The sequence below is a fragment of the Tardiphaga robiniae genome (genome assembly GCF_001618955.1).
GTDB lineage: Bacteria > Pseudomonadota > Alphaproteobacteria > Rhizobiales > Xanthobacteraceae > Tardiphaga > Tardiphaga robiniae_A.
The window spans coordinates 645180-661378 of the sequence record NZ_LVYV01000001.1 but is presented as its reverse complement, the minus strand read 5'-3'; the positions used below and the strand labels follow the sequence as shown (position 1 = coordinate 661378).

Genomic DNA, 16199 nt, shown 5'->3' with positions numbered 1-16199 from the left:
GCTCCGGCCCGTCATGAGAAGGCGCGCCGGAGAGATGGCCGAGTGGCTTAAGGCGCACGCTTGGAAAGCGTGTGTGCGGGAAACCGTACCGTGGGTTCGAATCCCACTCTCTCCGCCAGCACCCCCTCCTAACCATCTGATCTATTTGCGAGCCGGCTGTCGTCCTTCCGCTCCCCGCGCGGTAACAGGATGATGTCTACGTCATGGCTAGGTTTTTAAGGAGCCTGTATCGGCAGGCTGGGATTGGAAAAGGAAGCTCTCGCTCTGGGAGACGGGCCTTCCTGAATGGCGCAAAGTCTGGCAAGGCCAAAATGGCCCAATACGTCAGGCTCGTTGGCTTGATTTGAGCTTGAATTATTGGGTAGCCTTTTTGCGTCGCGTCCGGGGCATCAATTGCGTAGATCTCGAATTGTTATCGCTGCTGCGTCTGTCGGAGCCTTTGCTGCGGCTTTGACGTTATGCGCGTATGTTCGGGAGCCTCAAAATGTACTGAGCTTCTTTAAGGCCAAAAATCCAAGTGGTCCCCAGCTCGACGACGTCTCGTTCGTTCAGCGTTTTCCGCAAGCGTTTGATTTTGAAGTGTCGGCTTCTCATGCCGAATTAGAAGTTCAACGGGCTAAGTCGCAGCTCGCGCAAGCAATGCGATCGCAGCCAGTGCTTCCCGCCGACAGCTCGCTCGGAATCTCGGCAGCGAATGGAAAAGTGCCGCTACCGAGAGTCCGACCGTCGGCGGCCAATTTGATTGCTGTGTCTCTGCCCGATCAAGCGTCAATACCGTCTGATCCTTTGTCCAACGTAAGCGCAGCACTTAAAAAAGTCTTCGCGATGCTACAGCCGTCTGAAACTGTTTTAGCATCTGCGTCACCCGAGGGTGGAATCTCCGGTGACGGAAAGGACAGTGCACCTCCAACATTGGCGGAAACGCGGACGGCGCTTTACGACATTTCCGCGCGCACCGTTTACATGCCCGACGGAACGCGGCTCGAGGCTCACTCCGGACTTGGCGAACTGATGGACGATCCAACGCAAATCCACGTCCATGATCGAGGTGCGACGCCACCGCAGATATATGAACTGAGCAAGCGAGAGAAGCCGTTTCACGGCGTTGAAGCATTGAGAATGAAGCCGGTGGGTCAAGGTGATCTGTTTGGCCGCTCCGGGTTACTTACGCACAGTTACCTGATGGGACCAAAGGGAGATTCGAACGGTTGCGTATCGTTCAAGGACTACACAACGTTCTTGCAGGCCTACAAAGCAGGCGCCGTGAAGCGATTGATCGTTGTACCGAGTCTGGCCGATCCGACTGTCATGGTGGCACAAAAAACGTAAATGTAGTCGTGTCTGTGAGTACTCAGATATCGCACTTCGGCTTGAGATTGATCTTTCGAACTAATTTTCGCCCAGATTTAGATTCGTAGTATGCCAACGCTGAATCCGGGGATTCGCATATGACACCCAGTGACTACGCGCGAATGGCGAAAAATTGTGCTGAGCGAGCTGACGCCTTGGAGCCCGGCCCGAAGAGAGACGAGTTGCTTAAGAAAGCACAGCAGTTTCTGTTTTACTCGAAGGTCGAAAATTGGGTGGCGTCACCGGGGCTGCAACCCCCGGAATAATTCCCACGCATTCAAAGCGGCAAACTACGCAGTGCTCGGAAGACGGGACGCAGATAGTCCAGCATTTTTGGCGGGTTCTCCGTCATCGGAAAATGTCCGAGCTCCGGCATCTCTGTCACCACGGCGCCTTCGATCCATTCGGCGAGCGCGTAGGCATCGCTCACGGTGGCGGAGAAGTCGTAGTGACCGATCAGGAGATGCACGGGGATCTTGTGGCCATCGATGAGCTTGGCGATTTGCTCGCCGTCGAACTCGTCTGAATAGAAAGCCAGGTCGCCATCATAGACGCCCGGCGCACCCTGCGAATAGATCCATGCAGCGCGTCGGCGATCTTCGGCGGGGCTGGACGGGCTCATCAATCCGCGCACATAGGCTGCCGAATGCCAGCCGCCATTGACGCCGGCATGCGTGAGATAGTCGTTACGACGGCCGCGTGGGCGCAAGGGCGCTTCGAGCGCGATCACGGCCTTCACGAGATCAGGTCGCTCTGCGGCGAGCGCCATGGCGATGCCGGCGCCCATCGAGCAGCCCATCACCATAACGGGTTCGCCGATAGCCTGTTCGATAAAGCTCGCGCACCAGTCCAGATAGGTCGGCTGATCGAGCTGATAGATGCTGCCATCCCAACCGACGGGCGGCATCGAGCGGCCATGAAGCGGCATGTCGAAGCCGATCAGGCGCCAGTCGCGCCCGAGTTCGGGATCGCACATCACGCCGTGAAACTGCCGCGTATCCGCTCCGGCTGTGTGGAGGCACAGCACCGGCCTGCCGGTGCCCGTGGCCTCTGAATAGATTTCGGCAATCTGCCCGCCGGCGCTGTGCACGCGGTGATAGCGGCCCTCAAGGCGCGTGAGATCGACTTCGACCGCATGCGCGGCCGGCGTCGTCAGATTCGCAAACACGGCTTCAAGAAATGCGCGGGCCTGCGCAATGACCAGTGCATTGCCGGTCACGGTGAAGCTGGTGTTGCGTAGCTGGATCGATGAAAACGAATGATAGGTCGGCGGCGGGCAGGACGCCAGCACCTTCAGCCATGCTGTGGCTGGTCCGGATAGCGCGATGTCTGGCGCATTGCTGGGTATACTGACAACCGGTTGGTTGTTACGACAAGCGATCGCGACGGCGGCCTCGTCGATCCCAAACTGAATTTCAATATCCAGTCCGCGCGCAAAGGACTGCACCTCCGGCGCGGCAATCGCGACCGCAAGTCGATTGCGAAGCTCGTCGATCAGGCCCATGCCCAACGTCACCTACTTCCTGGCAGTGAGATAGCGGCCGATCTCGACATGGTCGGCCGATGGTCCAAGCTTCTCCAGCGCAGCATCCCACAGTGCAGTGACTTCATCTGCCAGCGGCGCGCTGACGCCGATCTGGTGTGCGAGTTCGTCGGCGGTGCGGATATCCTTCGCCATCAAGGCCAGCCCAAAGCCCGAGGTGTACTTTTCGGGAATAACGAATTGCTTGAGCTTGTTTTCGGTCGAGTTGTTGCGCCCGGTGGAGGCGTTCAGCACATCGACGAGAACGTTCGGGTCGATGCCGAACTTACCGCCGATGGCAACGGCTTCGGCGGCAGCGGCGAGGCCTGCTGCCGAGACGTAGTTGTTCAATGCCTTGGCGGCGTGACCGGAGCCGAGCGGACCGGTGCGAAAGACTGACTTGCCCATGGCATTCAGCACGGGATCGGCGCGATCGATGGTCTTGCCGTCACCGCCGGCCATGATCGCCAGCGTGCCGTCTATGGCGCGTTTCACGCCGCCCGATACCGGCGCGTCGATGAAAGCAAGGCCTGCCGCGATGAGTTCTTCGCCGAGTGCGCGCGTGCCCATCGGAGCGGAGGAGCTCATATCGATCACCACCGTGCCCGGCGCGAGCTTGGCCTTGAAACCTTCCACGGCCGCGCGCACGATCTTGCCGTCGGGCAGCAAGGTGATGACCGCGGCTGCGTCCTTGACGGCTTCATCGACGGTGGCCGCCGACGTCCCGCCGGCTTCGGCATATTTGGCGCGGGCTTCGGCAAACGTATCGAAGCCAACCACCTGATAGCCCGCGCGCGCAATGCATGCGGCCATGGGGCGTCCCATATTACCAAGGCCAATGACGGCGATCTTGGCGGGCGGATTGATAGCGGCTGAATGCGACACGAGCGTTCCTCTTCAAGTTCTTATTTTAGTCGATATCTGGCGCGGCAGGTGATCGCGCTTGTCAGGGATTATCGCGCCGCAGCGCTTCCAGCGCTATCGCGGCGGCATTCTTGATGTGCTGGACGCAAGCCTGCTCGGCGCCATCTTCGTCGCCGGCCTCGATCGCGACAAGGATGGTCTCGATTTCGGCAAGACTGCGGCCGATGCGATTGGACTGGGTCATCGACGTCATGCGGAGCACCGTCACACGGTTCAGCAGCATCTTCAGAAAGCGTTCAACGAAAACATTGCCGCAGCCTTCGAGCAGCGCGGCATAGAATTCAGTCTTGGCGGCCAACAGGTCGCTGCGGTCTTCCTGACCGGCAACGGCGCCCATCTGGACGAACTGTTTGCGCAAACGTTCGATGATCACCGGATCGCGCAGCCGCGCACATTCACGGCCGGCATAGCCCTCCAGCAGCGCGCGCAAATCATAAAGCTGCTCGGCTTCCTCGACGCTGATAGTGCTGACGATGGGGCCACGATGCGGGATCGTGGTGACAAGGCCCTCTGCCTCGAGTTGCCGGAGCGCCTCGCGGATCGAGGTGCGGCCGACGCCGACCTGCTCGCACAGCTCACGCTCGATCAGCCGCTGGCCAGGTTTGAACAGCCCGCTACCGATTGCAGAGCGTAGTCGGTTTTCAACCAGCAGTCGTAGGCTGGTCGATTCCCGCGAGACATTCAGGTCCGATTCGATCTTTGCCATGCGTCAAGTTGACCGTCTATCAGACAATCTGTCAAGCAGCTTGACCGCTCATCTGTTTTATGTCGAATTGACGATGAAGCCGCAAAGGCCGTTCTGCATTCGGAGAAAACGCCCATGTCCAAGACAACCTCCCATCGTGGTGGCCTGAGCCGCCGTTCGCTGCTCGCCGGAACCGCGTCTCTGCTGGCCAGCCCGATGATTGTGTCGTCGGCGCGCGCGCAGGCGAAGCCGGTCAATATCGGCGTGATCATGCCGCTGTCGGGCGCCAATGCGCAGTTCGGCATCAATTCGCGCAACGGCATCGAACTGGTCGCCGATGAGATCAACGCAGCCGGCGGCATCAAGGCGCTCGGCGGTGCCAAGATCAATCTGATCGTTGCGGACGCGACCTCGACGCCCACCACCGCGGGCACCGTCGCGCAGCGCCTCATCACCCAGAACGAAGTGACGGCGATCCTCGGCGCATTCGCATCATCGCTGACCATTGCCATTTCGGAAGTCACGGAGCGCCGCGACATTCCGCTGCTCACCATGTCCTTCGCTGACCAGATTACCGGTCGCGGCTTCAAGAACATCTTCCAGATCGTCGCCAAGGCCTCTGCGCTCGGCAAGGCGCAGCTCGACTACACGCTGGCGATTGCGCAGGCGTCCGGCGCCAAGATCGACAAGATCGCGATCATGTATGAAGACACCGCCTATGGTACTGCACAGGCGGCCGGCCTTCGTGCTGCTGCCAAGGCAGCCAATATCGACATCGCGATGGACGATGCCTATCCGCTGGGGATCACCGACACCACGCCGTTGATCAACAAGCTGCGCGCGTCCGGCGCCCAGGCCGTCTTCCCGGTGTCCTATCTCAATGACAGCCTGCTGCTGATCCGCACCATGCGCCAGCAGCGCATCACCATCCCGGCCATCGGTGGCGCAGCCGGTTATGTCATTCCCGACTTCGAAAAGGGCCTCGGCGAATTCGCGGAGAACGTGCTGTCGATCGCGCCCGCCAACTACGATCTCGCGCCGGATCTCACCGAACGTTTCCGCAAGCGCTTCGGGTACTTCATGGTGCATGAAGCGCTGGAACACGCCGTCGCTCTCGACGTGCTGGTGCAGGCCATCGAGAAGGCGAAGTCGGCCAAAGCCGAGGACGTCACCATCGCGCTGCGCGGCGCAAAATTCACCGGTGGCTGGACCAAGGCGATGACCGGCGGCGCCGTCGAATTCGACAGCACCGGCCTTAATACCCTGTCAGTTCCCGTGATGGCGCAATGGCGCAACAAGGAGCTCGTCACGGTGTGGCCGAAGGACGTCGCCAAGGGCACCGCGGTCTGGAAGTCCTGACGAACTGAAGAAAGATCGCAGTGTCATTTCTACAAGCAATAATCGACGGGTTGCTGGTGGGCGGCGTCTACGCCGTCATCTCCATCGGCCTGACGCTGGTCTATGGCGTGATGGGCATCGTGAATTTCGCGCAGGCGGAATTCCTGATGATTGGCATGTTCGTGTCGTGGTTCGCCTGGGCCTATCTCGGCCTTGACCCGGTGGTGGCCGCGCCGCTGTCCTTTGCGGTCGCATTCGGCATCGGCTGGCTGGTGCAGGGGCAGTTGATCGCACGCGTGTTGAAAGCGCCCTCGGTGGCGCAGATCTTCCTCACTGTTGGTCTGTTGATCGTCATCGAGAACGGGTCGCTGCTGCTGTTCGGTTCACAGTTTCGTTCGGTGACCACGTCCTATCAGACCATGTCGCTGTCGCTCGGCGCGCTCTTTATCAGTGTGCCGTATCTGATCGCCTTCGGCATGTCGCTGGCCTGTGGTCTGGCCCTGTGGTGGTTCATGCGCACGAGCTGGTTCGGTCGGGCGATGCGCGCGACTGCGCAGAACCCGATGGCCGCGCAGTTGATGGGGATCGATACTGCATTGATGTACAAGATCGCCTTCGCGCTCGGTGTCGGCCTCACGGCCTTTGGCGGCGCGGTGATCCTGCCCTATGTCACCGTATTCCCCGGAGTCGGTGGCCAGTTCGTCGTGCTCATGTTCACCGTCGTTGTCCTCGGTGGTCTCGGCAGCGTTGCGGGAGCGGTGGTCGGCGGGTTGGCAGTGGGCGTCATTCAGGCATTGTCGTCGCTGTTCTTTCCGATCCAGTTGCAGAACCTCATTCTGTTCATCGTCTTTATTTTCGTGCTCGCGGTAAGGCCGCAAGGCCTCGTAGGAGCATCCCGATGAAACGCTGGATCGCGATTCTGGCTGTGATCGCCATTGCGGCTGTGTTGCCGCTGCTGCTCAGCCCGACCGGATACTGGATCCGCGTGCTCACCTTCACGCTGCTGTTCGCGGCGATGGCACAGGTCTGGAACATCATCGGTGGTCTGGCCAACCAGACGTCGCTTGGCCACGCAGCCTTCTTCGGCATCGGCGCCTATACGTCCACCATCCTGGTGCTGAAATTCGGCATCAGCCCGTGGATCGGCATGTTCGCCGGCGGCTTCCTCGGTGGCATCGCCGCGCTGATCATTGCCGTCCCAACCATGCGACTGCAGGGACATTACTTTGCATTGGCTACGCTGGCGTTCGGCGAAGTGATGCGCGTCATCGCCAATGTGTGGACGTCGCTCACCGGCGGTCCTGTCGGTCTGTCGGTGCCGTTCGTCCCGCCAAGCATCGCTGCCTACTCGTTCAAGCAGCTATTGCCGCATGCCTATATCGCGCTGATCGCCTTGATCATCGTGACGGTCATCTTCGAAGCGATCCGGCGCAGCGCCATGGGCTATCGGCTGCGCGCGATCAAGGAAAATCCGGCCGCCGCGGAAGTGATCGGCATCGACACCACCAAGGTGAAGCTGCAGACGGCTGTTATCTCCGGCGTGCTGATGGCCATGCTGGGCACGCTCTATGCGCAGGTCGCCGTGTTCTTCGATCCGGATACGGTGTTCAGCGCCGCGTCGATCTCCATTCGCGTCGCGCTGATCGCCATTCTCGGCGGCGTCGGTACGGCGATCGGTCCGATCCTCGGCGCACTGTTCATCATTCCGGTTGAGGAACTGATGAACGATCTGTTCTCGTCGGGTGCAGCGGGCCTGTCGCAACTGATCTTCGGTGTCATCCTGATCGCCGTCATTCTGTGGCGTCCACGCGGCTTCATCACCGTGTTTGACTCGCTGATGGCGCGGTTCTCGAACAAGGCGCGCTCATGACCATTCTCGATGTGCGTGGCATTTCGCGTCGCTTCGGCGGGCTTCAGGCGCTGTCTGATGTGACGTTCTCGGTGCCGAAAGGTCAGATCGTCGGCCTGATCGGCCCCAACGGGGCCGGCAAGACGACGTTCTTCAGTACGCTGGTCGGCCTCATTCGCCCGGACAGTGGTTCGATCCAGCTCGACGGCACCAGTGTCGTCGGCCAGAAGCCGCACAAGATCGCGGCGCTCGGCATGACCAAGACGTTCCAGAACGTGGCGCTGTTTGCCGAAAGTTCGGTGCTCGACAACGTGCTCACCGCAGGCCTGTTGCGTCATGATGTCGAGACCGCGCGCAAGGAGGCGTTGATCTGCCTCGACCGCGTCGGGCTCAAATCTGTTGCCCACAAGCTCGCCGGCAATCTCTCGTTCCCGGAGCGCGCGCGTGTCGAACTGGCACGTGCATTGTGCACCGGCCCCAAAGTGCTGCTGCTCGATGAGGTGATGGCCGCACTCAATCCGGTCGAGATGCAGGAGATCATGGATCTGATCCGCTCGCTGCGCGACGACGGCATCACGCTGCTGGTCGTCGAGCATCACATGCGCGCGATCATGACGATCTGCGATCGCATCCTGGTGCTGAATTTCGGTCGCCTTCTGGCAGATGGCACGCCGGAGCAGGTGGCGAACGATCCGGTGGTGGTGGAAGCCTATCTCGGCCGTTCGATGGAGGCCCACAAATGAGTGCGTCTCAGCCACTGCTCGAGATCAAGGGCCTCAATGCCGGTTATGGCGAGATCGAAGTCCTGCATGGCATCGATCTGCAGATGTTCGAAGGCGAGTTCGTCTGCATCATCGGCGCCAATACCGCCGGCAAGAGCACGATCCTGCGCGCGATCTCGCGCCTAGTGCCGCATGTCACCGGCACGTTGCGGTTTGCAGGCAATGATCTGTCGAGCCGCGCCTCGCATGACATCCCCACGCTGGGCATCGCGCATGTTCCGGAAGGGCGTCATGTGTTTTCGGATATGATGGTGGAAGAAAACCTGATGCTCGGTGCCTTCACCGCGCGGCATGCCAAGGACCTGTCGTCGCGCATGGAAGGCATCTTCGAGCTGTTCCCGCGTCTGCGCGAGCGGCGTGGCCAGTTGGCGGGCACGCTGTCGGGTGGCGAACAGCAGATGGTCGCCGTCGGGCGCGCGCTCATGCTGCAGCCGAAGCTGTTGCTGCTGGACGAGCCGAGCCACGGTCTGGCACCGAAGGTCGTTGAGGAAATGCACGACGCCTTCACCAAGATTCACAGCCGTGGAACGTCGATCCTGCTGGTGGAGCAGAATGTCGGACTGGCGCTCGATGTCGCGACACGCGGCTATGTCTTGGAAAGCGGTCGCATCGCGCTGCAGGGCACGTCTGCAGAATTGAATGAAAATCCTGCCGTTCGCGCGGCCTATCTCGGCATATGATCGAGACAGGCGGGTGAACGACGTCGAACCCTCGCAATCGCAAACAGAAGGAAGAAAACATGAGCTACGATCAGACGATCACCCTCGGCGGGATGTTCGACATCGGTCTTGCCGCACGGCGCGAAGTGCTTGGTGCTGCCTATGTCGACAAGTCGATGCAGTCGACCAATGATTTCATGATGTCATTCCAGCACATCACCACCGAATGGTGCTGGGGTTACGCCTGGAATCGTCCGGGCCTCGATCGCAAGACTCGCAGCATGCTGAACCTCGCAATGCTGACGGCGCTGAACCGCGCGCCGGAAATCAAGCTGCACACCCGCGGCGCCATCACCAACGGCGTCACCGTCGACGAGATCAAGGAAGTGCTGTTGCACGCCACGGTCTATTGCGGCATCCCGGCCGGCCTCGATGCGTTCAAAGCCGCGAATGAAGTGCTCAAAGAGATGGGTAAGGTGGAGTAGGTCGCTGGCATAACGCTAGCCGCTTGAGGCGTCCTTTGCTGCTCCTTCAACAGTCCGCTCGATCTGCGCAAGATCAAGCGGACTTCGCTATCCACAGCGACGATACGAACAGGAGCGATTGACGCAGACATCCACGCCGGGCGCTTCTGTTGCGCCTATATGCCAGTCTCGCAAGCTCAGGCAGCGCTCGTGGACGCCGCTGGTGCTGCCTGAGCCTGGGGCTCGACCGTGGCCTTGGCGAGCGCGTTCCTGAGCGCCTGCTCCTTGGCATCGTCGAGGGACGTCTTCAACACGGTGCCGCCGGCGTCCTGGATTTCCTTAAGGACCTTGTCCGCAGTGATGCTCTTGATGAGAACGAACAGCGCCGCATTTCCCGGCTGAAGGTTTGCCGATAGCTCCTTCATGAAATCGTCGTTGATGCCATAGTCCGTCAGTGCGCCGCCCAATGCACCGGATGCGGCGCCCAGCGCCACGCCGAGAAGGGGATTCAGGAACAGCACGCCGATCAATAATCCCCAGAAGCTGCCGGAGGCCGCGCCGGCCATGGTGGTGTTCATCAACTGGTTCAGCTTGACGGGACCGGCTTCGGTTTTCACCGCGATAACGGCATCGCTGAGCGTGATCAGATATTCCTTCTGCAGCTTGAACAGACGCTGCCGTACCTCTTCGGCTTTTGCTTCGGATGGATAGATGATCGCAACGAGATCTGACATTTCCAATCCTCCTGACTGAGAGATTTCTATGGTGCCACGTGGTCTGCGTCGTTGATGGTTTCTTCTGCGGCTATGCTGCCTTGGTTCTCAGCTGCCATGCATAAGCGAGCCACGCCAATCCGTGGGAGATCATGTCGACGGCCAGCAGAGAGCCAAGAACCCACAGGCCTGTCCCGGGAAAGCCGGTCAGAATAACCAGGCCTGCCAGAACGCCGAAGAGTCCTGAAGCCAACATGATCCAGCCCCCTTTGCTCCAGCGGTTAAATCCAAGCAGCATGCGAATGAAGCCGGAAATCAGCAGCAATATACCGAGGACATAGGTGAGGATGATTGCGCCGGCGACGGGCTGTTGCACCAGAACGATGCCGAATGCGATGTAGAGAATGGCGAGGAGGATTTGCCACAGAAATCCTCCCCATCCCTTGGTCCAGAACGCATGGATCATTTCGAATACGCCAGCGGCAATGGCCGTCCAGCCGATGAACAGCGTGCTGATGACAGTGGCGAGAACGACATCGCCGAGGATCAGGAGCCCGGCCAAAATCAGAACGATGCCAAGCAGTACGCATATCCAGAACGGCGGTGAAGGCAAGCCGGTGACGCTTACAGAGGAGCTGCTACCATACGTCGTCATCTTGTCCTCCCGCTCCTGCGCTGCTTTTGCGCTATGATTTGAGGCCGCGCGTGCCATAGCGCATGCGCTTCACACCATCAGCGCCACGCGCAGACGCGGCGACCATGGCGCCACCAGCACACACGGCGACGACGTCGCCACGATCGATGCGGGCGGTGAAGGACCCTGCGTGGCGGGCGGCCGACCACGACCACCTGGGCGTTCTCGGTGAGGGGCTCCAACTTGTTGGCAAGGTCTTTCTGCAGCGGGATTGGCGCGGCCTTAGCAGTCGTCAGAAAGACGCTCGTGCCAAGGCCCGTGGCGACCGCGCTGAACAGAAGGCCCTGCAAGAGGTTTCGCCGATCCATCACTTCCATAGGACTTCTCCTTTCACGGATAGAAAAAGGAACGTCGGGGATATGAGACGCCGGAACTGCACGGCAGAGCCGGTACTCGCAGCGACTTCGAATGGCGACGGCATCGAAAGATCAATGGTGGGACGCGGGTATGCATGGGCGTGCAAATCGCAGCCGCGAATGATCGTTCGACAATGAAGGTGGTTGTGAAGCGGCCCTGGTCTTCAGACGCCAGCCTTTGAACAGTCTCCGGGCGGACCAATTTCCCAGTCGGGACATAAGGCCGTTCAGCCTGTGTTGCGATCGATTGCGAGTCCATGGGACTCCGTTCCGGCTTTGTGTCAGCCTGATTTTTGATATCGCACGGCAAGAATGGATATTACCAAAGGCGTAGTCAGTCAATCAGGACGGGAAGATGAGCTCGATATGGGTATGCCTCGCTGTCTCAATTTGCAGAAGTCTTAAACCGCTTAGTTTGGATCTGCATGTTGCAACATGTTCGAGAAATTGAGCGATATTTTCAGTTACCTGTCTCCATTTGCGGCGCTCATCTCTCGCCATGCCTTAGTAATTACATCATACGAGCGGTGATGTTGCATCGGGTCAAACCCTGACGTGCGCGAATGTCGTCGAAGATGTGATAGCATTACTCCGGTGACGGGATCATGCCTGCTCACAAGAGGCGATGCCATGAAGAGAGGGGACGCGGGAGACGGCGAGCCAACGAAGGAACGGAACAGAGAAACAATCGACCCGCGGCGGGGCGATATCGAGGATGATGCCGCCAGCCCTGAACAGCGAACCCTGCTCTCGATGGCCGGGAGCCTGCTTGTTGAAGTCAGTCTGCCAAAGCTCCTGTTTGCCTGGACAGTATCGTTGTTACTGCCGGCGGTGTCGTTGGGTCTCGCGGCATTGGTTGCTTCTGCCTGGCTCTCAACTCTGTCGGACAAGGTTCTCGTACTGACGGAGATTGGCGCGTTCCTGGTGGCGATCGGGATCGTCGCGCTGGGGTGGATCGGCTGGAAGCCGCTGTTTCGGGTCGCCGAGATCAACTTCTGGTCTCTCAATGCGCTTGCCATCCAGCCCGGATATGTCTTCGGCCGTGAAGGGCTACAGCATCTGACGGAGAAGGTGCTGGGAAGAAATCTGACCGTGCAAGGACGAGCGCGGTTGCGCGCGGTGAATTCGGCCGCGGCAGGAATCGCCATCTCCATTTGCGCTGTGGCGATCGCGATGTGGGCGTGGCCAGCCTCGCGCTGGACAGGAAGTCTGGAGGACCTCGGTGTTCCTCATCGTTTGATCATTCCGACGCTGGCAAATGCCGCAGTCTTGATATGCGGCTACCTTGCCGGCGCATCGCTTGTCTGGGGCCTGGCCGATGCCCGTATGGCGCAGCCAGTTGATCTTGTCGCGTTCGATGCAGCGCCGGCACACACCAGGATCTGGCGTGTGGCTCATTTGTCGGACCTCCATGTGGTTGGCGAACGTTACGGTTTTCGCATTGAAAGCGGGCGCGCCGGGCCGCAGGGAAATGAGCGTCTGCAGCAGGTGATGGCGCGGCTGGCCGCTATTCACGCTGTTGATCCGCTCGACCATGTGCTGATCAGCGGCGATATGACCGATGCTGGACGGGCGACCGAATGGGCGGAGTTCCTGGACGTCCTGTCGCGCTATCCGGACCTCTTTTCGCGTACGTTCGTGCTGCCCGGAAATCACGATATCAACATCGTGGACCGGGCGAATCCGGCCCGGCTGGATCTACCGTTCAGTCCGGGTAAACGGCTGCGGCAGGTCCGCACGCTTTCGGCCATCGCTGCCATTCAGGGCGATCGTGCGTTTGTTGTGAAAGACGGAAAAGGTCATACAACGACACTGAACGACGTGCTGGCGCCGTATCGCCGTCACATGGCGGATTTCGCAGATCTCGGTGGCCTACAGCGTGCAGCGCGACTGCGTGGGGTCTTCGATGACTTGTATCCGATGGTCGTTCCGCCTCTGGAGGAGAATGGACTCGGCATAGCGCTTCTCAATTCCAATGCTGAAACACATTTCTCCTTCACCAATGCACTTGGCTTCGTTTCGATCGAGCAGACGCGCCGGCTGGAGGCCTTTATCGCTCAGTTCCCGAAGGCACGCTGGATAATCGCATTGCACCATCACCTGATGGAGTATCCGATGCCAGTGACCGCGTTTGCTGAACGCATCGGCACGGCTGTGATCAACGGCAGCTGGTTTGTACGTCGGCTGGAGACGTTTGCCGATCGGACCATCGTCATGCACGGGCATCGCCATATTGACTGGATCGGCACCTTTGGCGCGTTGAAGGTCATTTCGGCTCCGTCGCCAGTCATGGCCGCTGCTGATGCGGCCTGCACGCACTTCTATGTTCACAGACTTGCGGCCGGGCCGAATGAGCAGCTTTGCTTGCTTGAGCCGGAGCGGATCGACGTGCTGGCGGGCGCGAGCGTCCGCGTGGATGCGGCGGAGGATACGACCACTAGGTCATCAACTTGACATGGCCGGTCGATGCCCGACCGGCAGACACGCGTCTGCGGAAATGAATCGAGCAGAGCAATCGCGCCGAGCCGCATCGCGTCGTAACTATTCGAATCGAAATCGAATCAGCTGTGAGTTGTGTCTGACGTGACGAACTTGCGGCGCTGAGTAGCCACTGCCATATTCTCACGCAGAAAGTGGAGGCTCGCATGATCAAGAAGGCCCTGCTTGGACTTTTCGGCGCATCCTTTTTGCTTTGCGTCTCATCGCTGCCGGCTTCCTCCGCCGCATTCAGGGCAGGAACACTGACATGTATGAGCAATCCCCGGATTGGCCTGATTATCGGTTCACGTCAGACACTGCGATGTGTGTTCAGGATACGAAATGCGTCACGGCAGTACATCTATGAGGGAACAGTGCGCCGCATCGGCTTGGATCTCGGCGTGACCCCAGCGAGCGCGCTGGTCTGGCGGGTCTTCGCCCGGAACTCACAGGTCGGCCGGGGTACGCTCCGTGGAAATTACGTCGGCGCGAGTGGCAGCGTTGCGTTTGGCCCGGGTCTGGGCGCGAATATTCTGATTGGGGGATCTCGCAGGACTGTGATGCTCCAGCCACTGTCGCTTGAGCGCCAGATCGGCGTGAGCCTTGCCGCGGGAATAGCGACGCTGACGTTACGCTAGTGGTGGCGCCAGCTAGCTTGATAGTCCCGTGAAACCAGGCCAACGACATCACGCGATGCGGGATCGTGGTCCGCCAGCCGCGTAAACCGCTATATTAATCCTGTCACTCGACTGATTTCTGTTGCCGGCGCAGCCGCATTTGTCGCTCGCTCGGAGGTCGCGGCATGGCGTGCAAGCGTGGTCGCCCTCTGCGCTGCAGTGTCTGTCCTTGTGGTTGCCGCGGTTGTTCCACGTTGAGCGGGGACGCTGGTGTCTTCAGGCGATTGGTGCGGACATCGTCCCGAATTGCTTCAGAATCCAGTCTTTGACCACGCTCGACGGAATCGCGAGGCTCTGCAGTCGCGGAGAACGCAGCGCACAAGAAAATCAGCCCTGAGCCTGCTGCAGCAGTAAAGCGCTTCATGACATCTCCCAACAAGGATCGCTCCCACGGAAACTCTTAAATGAAAAAGCTGCGCATCTCCATGCGGCCTAACGCAGCTTCCTGGTTTGTCAGATCCGCTAATCGTCGCTTAGCCCAAGGCGCCGGCGAGCCGCTTCGATGTCCGATGTATCTTCGTCTGATGTGTCTTCGTGATCGGCAACCGGATCGCCCGGCGAGGCGGGCCGTGAAGACGCCGTTCGCTCAGATCGACGCGTATCCGTCCGGAGCGACCAGAAAGCCATGGCAAGGCCGATCACGAAGACCACAACCAGAATCAGAAAGAGCGCAGATTGCTTGATCCAGGAGATCGCGGGAACTGCCAGAGCCATCGAGAGGCCGAGAAATCCCATTTGCAGCGACATAAGGTTCAGCCCGGCGAGAAAGGTGCCGAGTGCCAGCAATATCAGAAGCACGAGACTCGTCGCAGGCGCGGGCAGAAGCTGTTGAACGCCCGCCAGCAGCATGATGTTCATCGTAACAAGAACCGCGATCCAGTGAAGCGCTTGCGTCCACACCAGTCGAACCCGAGCCTGCCTGTCATCGAGCTCGGTCCATTCGGTTACGACGCATACAACGCCAATTGCGAGGGCAAGGAACTCCCAATAGCCAATGAGCGGTTTGCCTGAAAAATTCGTATAGGCCACGCCCGCGATTGCAAGCGCGAGGATGGCGAGAAAGGGTAGCTGCCTGAGGACGATGCTTCTCGTTCTGAAGCGAATGTCTTCAGTATCCCGACTCGGCGGCAGGTCCAGTTCACTCATCGACGATCCAATCGTGATTCCTTCTACCCTCGCGGATCTCAAGTATCGCGACTGTGGGCGGCACGCCTGCTTACCTGATTTGATGGTCTGGGAGCGTACCTCATGGCTCGCCGGAGGAGCGGAGCTCCGGCTTCAAATTCTTGTTCTGGGAGGTCAGCCTAGGCCTCTGCGAGGCCGATGCGATATCGGATGATCACCTTAGGGGACCTAGGGGATTTCCCGATGAGTTCGCAGGCGCCATTCGTTTCCAGCTTGGGGTGAGGCGTCGCCGGACGCGACGCAATGAATGTGGCGCGATCGGCGTTCCGCGATCTGGATCCAGCGCCTGGCCCTAGGGAAAACACCTGATTGTACTGGTGACAGCGTCAATGGTCTGTTGGGACAGCTCGGCTCGTCGGACATCCATGCGGCGGTTGCGCAGTGACAAAAGTGCAGCGGATGTCCCAACGCGGTCGGGAAACTGCTTTGATCGATGCCGCGCCAGCACGCCTCGTTGCTCGAAGGGGATCGAGAAAGGCTTTATGAGAAACTTTTCGACCGAAAGTGCACAAGTCGGGCGAAT

At 59.7% G+C, this 16199-nt stretch carries 15 protein-coding genes and 1 tRNA gene; 10 read left to right on the top strand and 6 right to left on the bottom strand.

Translation table 11 applies throughout. From position 1 onward, the window contains the following. The first annotated feature begins 28 nt into the window (after positions 1-28). Both A4A58_RS03145 and A4A58_RS29505 read left to right on the top strand, forming a co-directional pair. Positions 29-118 (top strand) — tRNA-Ser (locus A4A58_RS03145). A 239-nt stretch (positions 119-357) separates the two neighbouring features. Then, the gene (locus A4A58_RS29505) at positions 358-1329 is read left to right on the top strand and encodes a DUF2778 domain-containing protein (RefSeq protein ID WP_244499645.1); all 972 of its coding nucleotides are present in this window, start codon (positions 358-360) and stop codon (positions 1327-1329) included. 298 nt (positions 1330-1627) lie between these two features. Here the strand turns inward: A4A58_RS29505 and A4A58_RS03135 are convergent, their stop codons facing one another. The 3 genes from A4A58_RS03135 to A4A58_RS03125 all read right to left on the bottom strand — a co-directional run bounded on the left by A4A58_RS03135 (position 1628) and on the right by A4A58_RS03125 (position 4502). Continuing rightward, positions 1628-2866, bottom strand: coding sequence for an alpha/beta fold hydrolase (locus tag A4A58_RS03135; protein ID WP_068729692.1), 1239 nt, complete (start codon positions 2864-2866; stop codon positions 1628-1630). Beyond that, positions 2867-3757 (bottom strand): NAD(P)-dependent oxidoreductase, encoded by an 891-nt coding sequence (locus tag A4A58_RS03130; protein ID WP_081421676.1) that lies wholly within the window; start codon positions 3755-3757, stop codon positions 2867-2869. A 61-nt stretch (positions 3758-3818) separates the two neighbouring features. Continuing rightward, positions 3819-4502, bottom strand: a complete 684-nt coding sequence (locus tag A4A58_RS03125) for a GntR family transcriptional regulator (protein WP_068729690.1) — start codon at positions 4500-4502, stop codon at positions 3819-3821. Positions 4503-4616: 114 nt separating this feature from the next. On the opposite strand from A4A58_RS03125, the gene A4A58_RS03120 reads away from it, so the two are divergent. From A4A58_RS03120 to A4A58_RS03095, 6 genes are read left to right on the top strand one after another with little or no spacing between them, the layout of a single operon-like run. After that, positions 4617-5840: an ABC transporter substrate-binding protein gene (locus A4A58_RS03120; RefSeq protein WP_068729687.1), complete on the top strand. Its 1224-nt coding sequence runs from the start codon at positions 4617-4619 to the stop codon at positions 5838-5840. Between the two features lie 20 nt (positions 5841-5860). Next, positions 5861-6721, top strand: coding sequence for a branched-chain amino acid ABC transporter permease (locus A4A58_RS03115; protein WP_068729686.1), 861 nt, complete (start codon positions 5861-5863; stop codon positions 6719-6721). Beyond that, positions 6718-7689 (top strand): branched-chain amino acid ABC transporter permease, encoded by a 972-nt coding sequence (locus A4A58_RS03110; protein WP_068729684.1) that lies wholly within the window; start codon positions 6718-6720, stop codon positions 7687-7689. Before A4A58_RS03115 ends, A4A58_RS03110 begins: the two co-directional genes overlap by 4 nt. Continuing rightward, positions 7686-8411: an ABC transporter ATP-binding protein gene (locus tag A4A58_RS03105; RefSeq protein ID WP_068729682.1), complete on the top strand. Its 726-nt coding sequence runs from the start codon at positions 7686-7688 to the stop codon at positions 8409-8411. The genes A4A58_RS03110 and A4A58_RS03105 overlap by 4 nt, the downstream gene beginning before the upstream one ends. Further along, positions 8408-9130, top strand: a complete 723-nt coding sequence (locus tag A4A58_RS03100; RefSeq protein WP_068729680.1) for an ABC transporter ATP-binding protein — start codon at positions 8408-8410, stop codon at positions 9128-9130. The genes A4A58_RS03105 and A4A58_RS03100 overlap by 4 nt, the downstream gene beginning before the upstream one ends. Before the next feature lie 59 nt (positions 9131-9189). After that, positions 9190-9594 (top strand): carboxymuconolactone decarboxylase family protein, encoded by a 405-nt coding sequence (locus A4A58_RS03095; protein ID WP_068729678.1) that lies wholly within the window; start codon positions 9190-9192, stop codon positions 9592-9594. Positions 9595-9770: 176 nt separating this feature from the next. Here the strand turns inward: A4A58_RS03095 and A4A58_RS03090 are convergent, their stop codons facing one another. Both A4A58_RS03090 and A4A58_RS03085 read right to left on the bottom strand, forming a co-directional pair. Further along, the gene (locus A4A58_RS03090) at positions 9771-10307 is read right to left on the bottom strand and encodes a DUF1269 domain-containing protein (RefSeq protein ID WP_068729676.1); all 537 of its coding nucleotides are present in this window, start codon (positions 10305-10307) and stop codon (positions 9771-9773) included. Between the two features lie 70 nt (positions 10308-10377). Continuing rightward, the gene (locus A4A58_RS03085) at positions 10378-10941 is read right to left on the bottom strand and encodes an HdeD family acid-resistance protein (protein WP_068730414.1); all 564 of its coding nucleotides are present in this window, start codon (positions 10939-10941) and stop codon (positions 10378-10380) included. Positions 10942-11966: 1025 nt separating this feature from the next. On the opposite strand from A4A58_RS03085, the gene A4A58_RS03075 reads away from it, so the two are divergent. Together A4A58_RS03075 and A4A58_RS03070 are read left to right on the top strand one after the other, a co-directional pair. Further along, positions 11967-13790: a metallophosphoesterase family protein gene (locus tag A4A58_RS03075; RefSeq protein WP_068729672.1), complete on the top strand. Its 1824-nt coding sequence runs from the start codon at positions 11967-11969 to the stop codon at positions 13788-13790. A gap of 191 nt (positions 13791-13981) precedes the next feature. Further along, positions 13982-14452 carry a DUF992 domain-containing protein gene (locus tag A4A58_RS03070; protein WP_081421674.1) on the top strand — a complete coding sequence of 157 codons (471 nt, stop codon included), beginning with the start codon at positions 13982-13984 and terminating at the stop codon, positions 14450-14452. 501 nt (positions 14453-14953) lie between these two features. Here the strand turns inward: A4A58_RS03070 and A4A58_RS03065 are convergent. Further along, on the bottom strand, positions 14954-15637 hold the full coding sequence (locus A4A58_RS03065; RefSeq protein WP_244499644.1) for a hypothetical protein: 684 nt from the start codon (positions 15635-15637) through the stop codon (positions 14954-14956). Positions 15638-16199 lie beyond the last annotated feature (562 nt).

What these genes read in the sequence shown, in the direction of transcription:
- A4A58_RS03120 (WP_068729687.1), top strand. Translation starts at nt 4,617, where the DNA reads ATGTCCAAGACAACCTCCCATCGTGGTGGCCTGAGCCGCCGTTCGCTG.
- A4A58_RS03100 (WP_068729680.1), top strand. Translation starts at nt 8,408, where the DNA reads ATGAGTGCGTCTCAGCCACTGCTCGAGATCAAGGGCCTCAATGCCGGT.
- A4A58_RS03095 (WP_068729678.1), top strand. Translation starts at nt 9,190, where the DNA reads ATGAGCTACGATCAGACGATCACCCTCGGCGGGATGTTCGACATCGGT.
- A4A58_RS03110 (WP_068729684.1), top strand. Translation starts at nt 6,718, where the DNA reads ATGAAACGCTGGATCGCGATTCTGGCTGTGATCGCCATTGCGGCTGTG.
- A4A58_RS03070 (WP_081421674.1), top strand. Translation starts at nt 13,982, where the DNA reads ATGATCAAGAAGGCCCTGCTTGGACTTTTCGGCGCATCCTTTTTGCTT.
- A4A58_RS03090 (WP_068729676.1), bottom strand. Translation starts at nt 10,307, where the DNA reads ATGTCAGATCTCGTTGCGATCATCTATCCATCCGAAGCAAAAGCCGAA.
- A4A58_RS03065 (WP_244499644.1), bottom strand. Translation starts at nt 15,637, where the DNA reads ATGAGTGAACTGGACCTGCCGCCGAGTCGGGATACTGAAGACATTCGC.
- A4A58_RS03085 (WP_068730414.1), bottom strand. Translation starts at nt 10,941, where the DNA reads ATGACGACGTATGGTAGCAGCTCCTCTGTAAGCGTCACCGGCTTGCCT.
- A4A58_RS03105 (WP_068729682.1), top strand. Translation starts at nt 7,686, where the DNA reads ATGACCATTCTCGATGTGCGTGGCATTTCGCGTCGCTTCGGCGGGCTT.
- A4A58_RS03125 (WP_068729690.1), bottom strand. Translation starts at nt 4,502, where the DNA reads ATGGCAAAGATCGAATCGGACCTGAATGTCTCGCGGGAATCGACCAGC.
- A4A58_RS03075 (WP_068729672.1), top strand. Translation starts at nt 11,967, where the DNA reads ATGAAGAGAGGGGACGCGGGAGACGGCGAGCCAACGAAGGAACGGAAC.